This window comes from Deferribacter desulfuricans SSM1 (assembly GCF_000010985.1).
Taxonomy (GTDB): Bacteria; Chrysiogenota; Deferribacteres; order Deferribacterales; family Deferribacteraceae; genus Deferribacter; species Deferribacter desulfuricans.
This window is the reverse complement of record NC_013940.1, coordinates 210,525-223,131: the sequence shown is the minus strand read 5'-3', so window position 1 is coordinate 223,131 and position 12,607 is coordinate 210,525. Positions and strand designations below refer to the sequence as shown.

General features: G+C 22.0%; 8 protein-coding genes. 2 read left to right on the top strand and 6 right to left on the bottom strand.

Features of this window, described 5'->3' with window-relative positions:
- Positions 1–53: 53 nt before the first annotated feature.
- Both DEFDS_RS12145 and DEFDS_RS12140 read right to left on the bottom strand, forming a co-directional pair.
- A complete protein-coding gene (locus DEFDS_RS12145) occupies positions 54–2,555 on the bottom strand; it encodes a DNA gyrase/topoisomerase IV subunit A (protein WP_013009033.1) in 2,502 nt (833 codons plus the stop codon).
- Positions 2,556–2,650: 95 nt separating this feature from the next.
- Positions 2,651–4,615, bottom strand: coding sequence for a hypothetical protein (locus DEFDS_RS12140; RefSeq protein WP_013009032.1), 1,965 nt, complete (start codon positions 4,613–4,615; stop codon positions 2,651–2,653).
- 310 nt (positions 4,616–4,925) lie between these two features.
- On the opposite strand from DEFDS_RS12140, the gene DEFDS_RS12135 reads away from it, so the two are divergent.
- Positions 4,926–6,269 carry a CHC2 zinc finger domain-containing protein gene (locus DEFDS_RS12135; RefSeq protein WP_013009031.1) on the top strand — a complete coding sequence of 448 codons (1,344 nt, stop codon included), beginning with the start codon at positions 4,926–4,928 and terminating at the stop codon, positions 6,267–6,269.
- Between the two features lie 58 nt (positions 6,270–6,327).
- Here DEFDS_RS12135 and DEFDS_RS12130 read toward each other — a convergent pair whose 3' ends face one another.
- The 3 genes from DEFDS_RS12130 to DEFDS_RS12120 all read right to left on the bottom strand — a co-directional run bounded on the left by DEFDS_RS12130 (position 6,328) and on the right by DEFDS_RS12120 (position 10,862).
- Positions 6,328–7,275: a hypothetical protein gene (locus DEFDS_RS12130; protein WP_013009030.1), complete on the bottom strand. Its 948-nt coding sequence runs from the start codon at positions 7,273–7,275 to the stop codon at positions 6,328–6,330.
- A 94-nt stretch (positions 7,276–7,369) separates the two neighbouring features.
- Entirely contained in the window at positions 7,370–8,821 is a 1,452-nt protein-coding gene (locus DEFDS_RS12125) for a hypothetical protein (protein WP_013009029.1), read from the bottom strand.
- A gap of 109 nt (positions 8,822–8,930) precedes the next feature.
- On the bottom strand, positions 8,931–10,862 hold the full coding sequence (locus DEFDS_RS12120; protein ID WP_013009028.1) for a DNA gyrase/topoisomerase IV subunit B: 1,932 nt from the start codon (positions 10,860–10,862) through the stop codon (positions 8,931–8,933).
- A gap of 307 nt (positions 10,863–11,169) precedes the next feature.
- Here DEFDS_RS12120 and DEFDS_RS12115 point away from each other — a divergent pair, with 307 nt between their 5' ends.
- Positions 11,170–12,159, top strand: a complete 990-nt coding sequence (locus tag DEFDS_RS12115; RefSeq protein WP_013009027.1) for a hypothetical protein — start codon at positions 11,170–11,172, stop codon at positions 12,157–12,159.
- 53 nt (positions 12,160–12,212) lie between these two features.
- Here the strand turns inward: DEFDS_RS12115 and DEFDS_RS12110 are convergent, their stop codons facing one another.
- Positions 12,213–12,551 (bottom strand): hypothetical protein, encoded by a 339-nt coding sequence (locus DEFDS_RS12110; protein ID WP_041224037.1) that lies wholly within the window; start codon positions 12,549–12,551, stop codon positions 12,213–12,215.
- Positions 12,552–12,607 lie beyond the last annotated feature (56 nt).

The window sequence follows — 12,607 nt, the reverse complement described above, 5'->3', positions numbered from 1 at the left end:
ATGTTAATTAAAGAAAAGGGAACTGAATATTCCCTTTTCTTAGTTTCTTTTTCTTATAAAAATGTTGCTGAGACAATATAATTATTATGTTCGAGTTTATATTCTATTGGTTGTCCTGTCGATACTCTATTTGTAACGCTAATATTATTAATGTCTATTTTAATTAATTGTCCTGTATTAGTAATTAAAATACAATTATTAGTTTTTGAATTTTTAGCTAGAATTTGTACTAAAATAGGTTCTCCAGTTTTATTTGTTACTTTCATTACATAAGAACCTTTTGTTTTTCTGTTTTGAACTGAATATTCTTCTAAAGGTGTTAATTTAATAAAACCTTTATTAGTAATAGTACACAATAAATATTCATTTGGGTTTTCTAACATTGGTTTTGTAATAATAGCACAATCAACTATTTTGTCATTTTCGTTATTTAAGAGCATTCCAACAACACCTTTTGCTAATCTAGCAACAGTTCTTACTTGGTTGATATTAAAAATAATATATTTGCTTTGTTTAGAGAGCATTAGTAAGTAATTTTCTTCTTGTTTATTAATGAAAAAGACTTTTAATAATTTATCGTCTGAATTTAATTTTAATACCAAGGAACCATTTTTAGAATTTTTATATTCTTCTAAAGAAGTTCTTTTAACTAATCCTTTTTCTGTAATACATACCATATCATAATTAGAATACTCATTTTCATGTATTTGTGTTCTAATTAGTACAATTTTGTCATTAGTATTCAATTTTATTAAATTACTTATATGTGTACCTTTGGAATTTCCTGATCCAGTTTCTGGAATATCATAAACATTTAGATAATATAATTTCCCTGTATCAGTAAACAGAAGAAGTTTTTTATGATTTGTTGTGTTAATAATGAATTTAGCACTATCGTTTTTCTGCAAATTAGTTGTTTTACCTGTTTTAGTTACTTTGCTTATATTTTCTTTTTTGATAAAACCATCATCTGTATAAATAATAATAACAGGATTATCTGGTATAAGGTTTTTTATATCGAAACTTATATCTTCGTCTTCCAGTTTAGTTAAACGTTTATCGTTTTTACAATAATTCTTTTGTAAGTCATGTAATTCATTTATTATAAGTTCAATTTGTTTATCATAAGAATTAAGGATTTCTTTGTAAGTTTGAATATTTTCTTTTGTTTCTTGATATTCGTTTAGTAATTTCTCTATTTCTAAAGATGTGAGTCTTTGTAATCTCATATTAAGTATTTCATTAACCTGTATGTCATCCAATTTGTATTTTTTCATTAATTTTTGTGTTGCATCTGTAGTATTTTTTGCTGTTTTAATTATTTTTACAAAATTATCTATATTTTCTACAGCAATTTTTAAACCTTTCAGTTTATGTAGTTTGTTTTGATTTTTCCTTAATAAAAACTGAGTTCTTCTATTTATAATATCTAATCTAAATGATAAGAAATTAAATAATAAATCTAGTATATTTAATTGGTATGGTTTGTTTTTGTATATACCTACAAAATTACATGAAAACGTAGTTGTTAATTGTGTATATTTATATAATTGATTCAAAACAATATTAGGATCTGTTTTTTTTCTAAGCTTTATTACTATTCTTATATCTTTTGTAGATTCATCCTTAATATCTGCAATTCCTTGGATTTTATTAGATTTACTTAAATCTGCTATTTTAATAATCAAATCTGATTTATTAACCATATAAGGTAATTCAGTAATAATTATTTGATCTTTATTTACTTCTATTTTAGCTTTTATTTTTATACTACCTGTTCCATTCCTATATATTTTAGGAATATCTTTGCTATTTATAATGATGCCCCCTGTTGGAAAATCAGGAGCTTTTAAAATAGTCATTATTTTATTATGTATTTGGTTAATTATATCATCAGAAACTTTTACAGAGTTTGTTTCATAAAATTCTTTCAAATAAGATTTACTTCTTTCATTTTTTAATAAATATAAACAAGCTTTAATAACTTCTTTTAAATTATGAGGTGGTATATTAGTAGCCATACCTACTGCAATACCATTTGTTCCATTAATTAGTAAATTTGGTAATTTGGTAGGTAATACAGTAGGTTCTTTTAAGGAGCCATCATAGTTAGGTATAAAATCGACAGTATCTTTGTCTATGTCTTTCAACATTTCTTCTGCTATTTTAGTCATACGAATTTCAGTATAACGCATTGCTGCAGGTGAATCTCCATCAATAGAGCCAAAATTACCTTGTCCATCGATTAGAGGATACCTAAACACAAAATCTTGAGCCATTCTTACTATTGTATCATAAACGGCTGCATCTCCATGGGGATGATATTTACCTATTACATCACCGACAATTCTAGCAGATTTTTTATACGGTTTTTCATGTGTATTGTGTAAATCGTGATACATATCGTATAAAATTCTTCTTTGGACTGGTTTTAATCCATCTCGAATATCTGGTAGTGATCTTCCTATAATTACACTCATAGCATAATCTATGTAATTATGTTTCATTATATCTACTATATCATTTTTTATAGTTTTTGATTTTCTTTCTATCATAATAAAAAATACCTCCTTTAGTTAAAATGATATTAGCAAGTTGTTTATTTAATTATTTTATAACTAAAATATTTATTAATTTTAACTAAATAACTTTATTTCAGTTTATTTTTTATTAAATCACACGGTCCATAATATCTATATTGATATTCTTTTACATTTGGATTAACGATTGTGTTATACAAGTGTATCAAATTTTTTGTTGTAACTCTTAATTTTAAATTATTATTCTTTATATATTTTTCAGCTAATTCAATAAATTTCATATTCCATAAAACATGATGATTTATTTTGTAAGTAATGTCTTGTGGCAGTTGTTTAGGTATAAAATGATTTAAATATACTTCAATTAAATATATTAAATCAGTTTCAGATAAAGTATTAAAATCTTTTTTATTTTTTATATCTTTAGCTATTAAAGATAGATAATAAAAACAATATGTGTAAACATAATAAGGTATTGTATTTAATAAATAAGATTCAATAGTTTTATCTTTTTGAAAATATTTATAATAAATAACAGTATCTTTTCCTGTTCTATAAATAATATTATTATTATAATTAACAAATTCAATAAATTTTTTCTTACTCAAGTTGTACTTTTCTAAAATAGGTAAAATTTCATCATTAATACTTACGGGTCGATTTTGTTCTATAAGGTAATTCATAGTAATTTTAAAAGCTTCATTTCTTAAATTTAATGGTATATTATTTTGTTTTATAGTTTTCTTTTTAGAATCTTTTTTTGTTACATAAAAAATACGATATACAGAATAATCTTTAGTTAAAAAATTATTTATAATATAACTTAATATTTCTGGAGTCTTTATTTTATATTTATTAAATACTTTTTCATATTTCTCAAAAAATGGTTTAAGGTAAATAGTATCAGTTTTATTGCTATAAAATTCCTTTTTCAATAAATCGTTTAAATAGATTAAGAAATCTTCTGTTAAATTTAAATCTAAATATTTTTTATATTTATATACCCCCCAGGTTTCTGGAATAATATTATGTTTAATTAATTGGTTGTATAGTTTAAAAGGTGCTTTAATGTTATGTAATTGTTTAATCTGTGTATCGTTTGTAATTACATAATTATTTAAAACAATATTTATAAGTTCTTTTATATCTTTGTTAAATATAAAACCATCTTGGTAAAATAAAATAATTGCAGTAGCTACTTTATGTCCTATTGAAACATTAAAATATTTATAATTATGAATGATATTATTTTCTAATACAGTACTATTTATACTACAGAGAAACAATAAGAATGTATCCATAGAATAAAATTTAAGTAGTTGGCCACATTTTAATTCGTTAGGAATTGGTAATTTACTATCAATAATTAAAGTTTTATTTGTTATATATTTATAAAGTTTGTGAATATTTCTTGTTAGCATACAGTAAGGTATATTTATTTCAAAAAATTCATTTACGAAATCTCTAATTTGAGTAATCAAATCTTCTGGTACAGGTTTTTCTTTGTCTGTTGGAAAATTAGTTATAACACAAATATTATGTTTAGGTATATAGTTAATAAAAATATTTATTTGAAATAGTTTTATTAAAATTAAAGGTAAGATATCTTTAAATATATAATAAGCTAATCTATATTTATTGAATTGGTATTTATGTGTAGATTGAGTTAAAATATTATAAATATCAAATACAGATAAAGTAATAAATTTATGATCAAATGTAATATAATTATATAAAGTTTTATATTCATCTCTTAAATTGTTAAATTCTTCTGAGGAAACAATAGAATCTACAAGTTTAGCATTAGTTTTAGCAATTAAAGCTTGTACACCAGATCTTGTTAAGTTGTATTGATCACCTATTAGTTGCATTGGTACAAGTCTATTTAATTCGTTAAATTGTTCCCAATAGTTATAATAAAATAATAAATTTTCGTTTCTTTTAAATTTATAATTATCGGTTAATTTGTAACGCTTAATTATAATATTATATTTTTTTATATTTTTATTTAAGAGTAAAACATGTTCAATTTTTTGAGAAATAAAATTTACTAATAGATTTAATTTATCTTTCATCCTTTAATCTCCTTGGTTATATCTTTTATAAATTTTCTTTTTTTTAATTACATTTTATATATATTATATAATATTATATGCAAATAGTCAAGTTTTATTGTAATAGAAAAAATAATATAATATAAATAAATTGTGTAATAATTTATTTTTATTGTAAAAGATTAGAATCCTTTGATATATTATATTATGACTATAATTTTATAGTTTATATTTGTAGGTTATAATGGTTCTTACAGAAGAATTAAATTAAAAAATTAGATATAATATAAAATATAATAAAAACATTATCATATATGGAAAAGGCTTAGACATGAAATATAATAAAAAATTACTAGATTATTTAAAAACAGAAATTAACTTTAAAGATTTTTTAATAGAATTTGGTTATATATCACCTCAAGATATCAGAAACAGTTATTTAAATTCCGAATCTTATATGTGCCGTACTCCTTTTGGTAATGAAAAAACACCATCTTTTGCCATAAGTAAAAAATCTGATGGTGTTTGGGTATGGTATGATTTCTCAGTAAATGGAATTACCCATGAAGGTGGAACAATAATTGACTTTATACAAAAGTATCATAATTATTCATTATCAGAATCTATAAATTTTTTAGTTGAAAAATTAGGAAATAGAATACCACCATATTTATTAGATTCTGAAACGTATAACACAGATTATCAAAATACCTCTTATGGTAAGCCAGTTAGATTAGTTAAAAAAGAGAAAAAAATAATAAAAGATCCTAAAGAAAGTTTAAGGATATATAATGAATTAACAGAAGAAGTTGAAAAAAACACTGAACAAAGTTTACAAGATAAAATATATATAAATACAATTAAAAAGCTTAAATTTCTACATGAGTTAAGTGATAGTAAGAGTGATAAAGAAATTCTAGCTAAAGTTAAAGACTATTATATTAATCAGAGATATATTGATAAATCCTTAGTTGATTATCTGATTGAAAACAAAAAAGTTGTTTATTATAAATCAACAAAAAATATTGAATATGCAGGTTTTTTTCATGATAATTATTTAAATTTAAGAGCAATTGTTCCTTGTGCAAAAGAAGAACGTTTTAGGAATAGGGGGTCTGTAAAAGGTAAATGGTTTGGTTTTACAACAACTGCAAGAAAAAATTCAGGTTATTTAAATAATAATCAATTGTCTGTTTTTTGCACGGAAGGCATAATTGATACTTTATCTATATGTACTTTATATAAACAAAACAAAGAGCTTCGAAAAAGAGATTTTTTAACAAAAGATGTTATGTATATTTCATTTTTATCTGTATCAAATAAACAAGGTTTATTAAGATTTCTACATTACCTATATAGTAACTTTAAAAACAAATATTCTAAAATATATTTATATAATGGTTTTGATATGGATGATGCGGGTAAGAAATTTTTTGAAGTTATGAAGCAATATATATCCAATTTTGAAAAAAATTATTTTGTAATAGCTGATCATTATACATTAAAAATAACTTTAGAAGAGTATTATCATAAATATAGAAATTCGGATACAATTAAAATTAAAGATTTTAATGATTTACTTCAATTCTTAAATAAAAATCAAAATAATAAACAAAAAAATACAAAAAATAATACTTTTAAAAAAAAACAAGAATTGTTGATACAACCAATTTAAAAATATAATACGAAATGGTATGATAATATAGTATAATTTTTACTGCTAGCTTTTTAAATCAATATGTATTAATAAAATCCTGGTATTGCTGCTCTATATTTCTATTTAATATTTCTGGTTTATCAGAAACTAGAGGTTTATTATTGAGCTCTTTTCGATACCCTTTTACAAATGATTTTAATTTATTAACGAAATTATTTAAAGTAATTATATCTGTAGTATTTGTTTGATATAAACTGTTGTAATAACGTAAATAATTTTTTAAAGCTTTTATGTGCTCGCAATCTTTTTTATAACAACTACAATGCAAAGATGGTGTTTTTTGTGAATTTTGGTTATAAGATTGTATATCAGTATTAATATGTGTTTTAGTTATTTTATATTTTATTTGTTTATTGTTCTCAATGAAAGTACAATCATATATAGTCATAAAAGTTAAATTAATTATATCACAGTCAACTAATTCAATTGAATTTGTTGTTTTAACTCCAGAATTTATATTCTGAATTTTATTTAAAATGTTTTGTAGTAACAAAGTAGTACTGTTATTAATTTTAATAAATTGTTGTATAGGTAAATGTATGAAATTATTATTATATATATTAGTTAAATATTTTAAAGATTCTTTAGTTTCTATAATAGCTTTTGGTAAAACATATAACACATTTAATTTCAAATGAGATAAGAGATTAAATTTCTTTATATCAAGTATTTGTTTGATTGTATTGTAATTAATTGAATTTTTAGGTGTGTTTATTAAATAATTAAATATTTTATTAGAATAGGAATCCTTTAATGTAACTATAAAATTAAAGTCACTATTTTTATTAATAATTGTTGTTATTTGATTAATTTCTGCATTATATATTCCTATAGAAATAGTTATAACTGTATTACCATCCAGTAAAACATCAACTGTACCTGTATATTCTAATTCTTCTTGTATTCCTTCTGTAAAAAGTAACTGAGGAAAAGTTAACTTGCCAGAGTTTTGTTCAATAATCATAGGTTAAACTCTCTTTATCTTTAATTTAAAAGATTTGCTGTTTATAATATTATAATAAAATAGGAATAGTTTGTCAAGTTTATTAAAGTATAAATTAATCTATATTGAAAAAAGAATCTATGTTTTCAATGTTTATATTGGGTATTTCTTTATCTACAGTAGTTTCAGTTTTCACTTCATTTAAATCAGAATTAATAAACTGAGTATATTCATTAAAATATTTACTGTATTCTTTATATACGTAATATTTATATTTATTCATTATATAATTGATATGATATAGTAAATGATTTTTACTCTTATTAATATTGTAATCTAAATTTTTATCCTGAAATTTTTCTTTATTTAGTTTTATTAATGTAATATAAATAAAGTAAATTTTATAAATTAAATCATTAACTAATGAAATAACATTATTTGTGTTGTAAAAACAAGAATTCGAAATAAAATTAAATTTATCAAATAAAATCTTATTTTGTTTGTTATTAATATACATATTATAAAATTTTGAAAGATCTGTTTCATAAGAATCTAAGTTTTTAAAAGAAGTAATTTTAGATTCAGTTATGTATTCATAAAACTTTTCTAAAAATTTTGGAAAATTTAAATTCTCATCTTCGTATAACTCAGGACCGTTTATTACAAACTTTATCATAAACTGTTTATCCACTAAAAATTCTGAAAATAGATGCTTATAATCATCATTATAATTATTGTTTTTCAAATTATAGTAAATATCTTTATTAGCAAAGAAATCCGCTATAATATTTAAATAAGTATTTAAATAAATGCTATAAATTAGGTATTCTACTATTTTGTTATTATTGATAAGCATATTTTTTATTTTATCTATTAAATGTTCTATTGTATAACCAAAAATGTTATGTTTAATATGAAATAATTCATGTGCTAGAAATATCATTTTTTGTTTATTAGATAAATTTGATTTAAAAAATAAATCTGTAATGTAAATACTTATATCATTTGAAACACCATATATTCTATTGTAGTAATTTTGATTTAAAGTCATAACAATTACATTTAATTCATTAATTATCTTGTGTATAAAGTTCTTATCCATATTTTCTGTATTATTTAGATTGTTTAAATTAAAATATTTTATTATATTATTCGTAAGTTTTGTATTTAATAAGTCTAAATAATTATATAATTTTGTTCCTAATTTTACATAAGCTTTAGGTATACTGAAAATATTATTATTCTGAATCTGTTCTTTATCATTAGAATAATCAGAATATTGTTTAATTTTATCTTTCATAGTTTGCAATAAATTAGCCACGTCATCAAATGAATAATTCAACTTTATTTGTTTAAGCGAAGATTCAAATTCAGGAAAATATTTATTCAAGAAATCTATCGAGTTATTGTAAATATAATGTATTTTTTTCTGGAAATCCTTTATTTTAAATTGAATTTCGTTAATAGCTATAGGATGATATATCATATGTGGAGGATAAATTGTTTTTAAATATTTAATTATACTTTCATTATTTTTTCCTAAATCAACGAAATTTAAAGAAATCATTACAATATACTCTCCTTATTAACAACATACTTCTTTAATGTATAGTATTATATAATTAATATAACAAATACTTTAAACATATTTTTTTAAAAAATAATAAGAGGATATATCACATATCTATATTTGCATATGTAGCATAATTTTCAATAAACTCTTTCCTTTCTTTTATATTTTTACCCATTAGAATACTAAAAATATTATTAGCAGCTTCAAAATCGGAAATTTCGACTTGAATCAAGTTTCTTGTGTTTGGGTTCATTGTAGTTTCCCATAATTGTTCTGGATTCATTTCTCCAAGACCTTTAAACCTTTGTATTTGTACGTTTTCCTGTTCTAAAGAGTTTATTTTATTAATCTTTTTGAATTGTTCTAACTCATAATCATCTTTAATATAGTAATCTTTATTTTTGTATCTAATTTTATACAAAGGTGGTTGTGCTATAAACAATTTACCTTGTGTAATTATTTCCGGAAGATATTTATAAAAAAATGTTAATAAAAGCGTTGTAATATGAGCTCCATCGACATCTGCATCTGTCATAATAATAATTTTACCATAACGTAAATTATCTACATAAAATTTACCTTTTTTATCTACATTGACACCTATAGCAGTTATTAAGTTTTTTACTTCTTCATTTTCTAATAGTTTTACTAAATATGCTTTTTCCACATTTATAATTTTACCCTTTAATGGTAATACTGCCTGAAACTCTTTATTACGGCTTTGTTTAGCCGATCCACCAGCAGAATCACCTTCAACTATAAATAATTCTGTTTTTTCTACGTTTTTGCTACTACAATCAGCTAATTTACCTGGCAGTGTGGACGTTTCAAATACATTTTTACGTCTAACGGTTTCTTTAGCTTTTCTTGCAGCTTCCCTGGCTTGTACTGTATTTAAAGTTTTTTGATACCATAATTTAAATGCTTGTTGATTTATATCAAAGTATTTTTCTAAATGTTCTACAATTATATTACTTACAATTTCTTTTACCTCTTTATTTCCTAACTTGTTTTTTGTTTGTCCTTCAAATTCAGGATTAATAACTTTAACTGAAATAATTGAATAAAGTCCTTCTCTAATATCCTCACTGGTTATTTTATATTTTCCATTTAATTTTAATGTATTTTTATATTTATTAAAAATTTTAGATAATGCGTTTTTAAAACCATCGACATGTGTTCCATGTTCATGAGTAGGGATATTATTTACGTAGCTGTAAATGGTTTGATCATAATAATTTTGTAAAAATCCAAAAATACATGTGATTTGTAAATCGTGTTCCTTATTTTTATCTTCTATATAAATTGGATTAAATAAATAAGTAAAATTCTTTGTTTTAACTGAGAACATTTCTTCTAATCCTTTTTCGCTTAAAAAAACAATAGTTTTTGGTTTTTCTTCCAATTCATTAATAAAAATTATTTTTAATCCTTTATTTAAATATGATAATTCCTGTAATCTTTGTTCAATTATTGTAGGTTGGAATTTAGTTGTTTTAAAGATTGTTTTATCAGGTAAAAAATGAATAGTGGTTCCAGTATCGTTAGGATTTAACCCGGTTTTTAGAATTTGTAATTCCTGTTGTTTTTGTCCTTTTGAGTATGTTTGATAGTATAAATTACCATTTCGCTTGACATATACTTCCAAATATTCACTTAATGCATTTACTACAGAAATACCAACACCATGTAATCCACCAGAAGCTTTATAAATTTTATTTTCAAATTTACCACCTGCATGTAATGTTGTTAAAACTACTTCTAATGTGGAAATCTTTAGTTCTGGATGTGGACCTACAGGTATACCTCGACCATTATCTTTGACTGTTACAGAATAATCTTTATGTAATGTGATTTCTATCTCTGAACAGTAACCAGCTGTAGCTTCATCTATCGAATTATCCACTACTTCCCAGAGTAAATGATGTAATCCTTTATTATCAGTGCTGCCTATATACATACCAGGACGTTTTCTTACAGGTTCTAACCCTTTTAATACTATAATATCTTTTTCAGTATATGTTTTTTGTGACATTTATGATGCCTCCATATTGTTTTTTCTAATAATTATATTATTTTATTAATTATTTTTATTTATTTTAGTGAACAATACTAATATATTATAATATAATAAATACATAAAGTCAAGAAACTCTTATGTACTTATAATAGCTTTAATTTTTATATATCAAAAAATTACTTTTTTCTTTAAAATAAAAAAGGTTTTTTGATTTATTATTTATTCATTATTTGATATATTATATTTGAGTTATATTGTAATTATGAGTAGAAATTATAAGTAGTAATTATAGATAAAAGAAGAATAGGGGAGAATCAATACTATGAATTTTAAAGTATTTAACAGATCAAAAAATAAATTATTAGGAACTGATATATTAAATCAAATTATTACAAAAATTAATGAAAATTATGTTGCTTACACTAGATTAAAAGAATTACCTAAAAAAGAACACTCTGTGAAAGAGAAAATACAATTACATTTAAATAATGTAAAATTTCTAGTAAATGGATTACATGTATATTCTATAATTAATTATCGATTACCTCAATCTCATTATAATGAATTAATTAAATTAATAGAATCAACTAAAGATATTGAGACTAAGTTTTCTGAGTTAAAATTATTATATGATAGAGTAGTAAAAACAAATAACATAAGACTTAATTCTGGAGAAGCTTTAAAAGAAAATGAAGTTTTAACTAATTTTAAAAAGTTACATAATTATATTTCTGATGAATTTCAAAAGTTTTTGGAATTTACAAGGGCTATAAGAAAAGCTGAAGAAAATATTCGATTTAATTTAAAAATACAATCTTCTATAAAAGATAAAATATTAAACAAATTAAATCTTACTAAAAAATATGCTTTATATAATTTAACATATGCATTATTTGAATATCAATTTTTTAATTACAATAATCCTTATAAAAATTATTTAAATAAAGATGCATTAAAAGAAATGCATAAATATTTACATTTAGTAGTTGAGTATTATGGTTTACAAAATTATAGCCCTGAAATAAAAGAAAAATTAAACAATCTAAAATTATTATTCAATAATAGTAAAGAATATCATTATGTAGTAAATTATTGTAAAATGATATCCAGGTATATTAGAAATATAACATACGCTGATCAGCTAGGTTTAACTGATTGGAAACTTAAACATACTGTTGATTTAATGGAGCAAACAATTTTAAATAGTATAAACTCGTTTTATAACGATATAGAAAATAGTAGAGAAAATCTAAACAAGAATATTAATGTTGCAGCAGCTAAACTTGATAATGATTTTGAAATGTTAATGTAAATTACAATATGAACTACCAGTAGCTAAAGTATATTGTTTTTTACTAGTTGAAACTATATAAAAAGTGTAATACTTGAATCAGGGTCAATAAAATCTTCATGAAATATCATTTCGGTATTAAAAATATTATGTAAATAGGTAAATAAAGGAAAAATGTATTCTTTTTTAATTCCTTTAATTGTTATATTCTTGCCATGTTCTTTTAAAAAAGGATATGTTAAATTAACTAAGGAATTTAAAGTATCTGTAAGTGTTTCATTTAATAAAATTAATTTTTCCATAATGTCTTGGTTAAGATGGTTTTCGTTTTTTAATTGTTCTATATAATTAGTGATTTGAAATAACATTATATTGTTACCTAATATCTGTTGTTGTTGATTAATATAAGTCATAAAACTATCTAATATACTATCAGAAACTTTGACTTCCTCCTCTCCCTAAAGGAAGA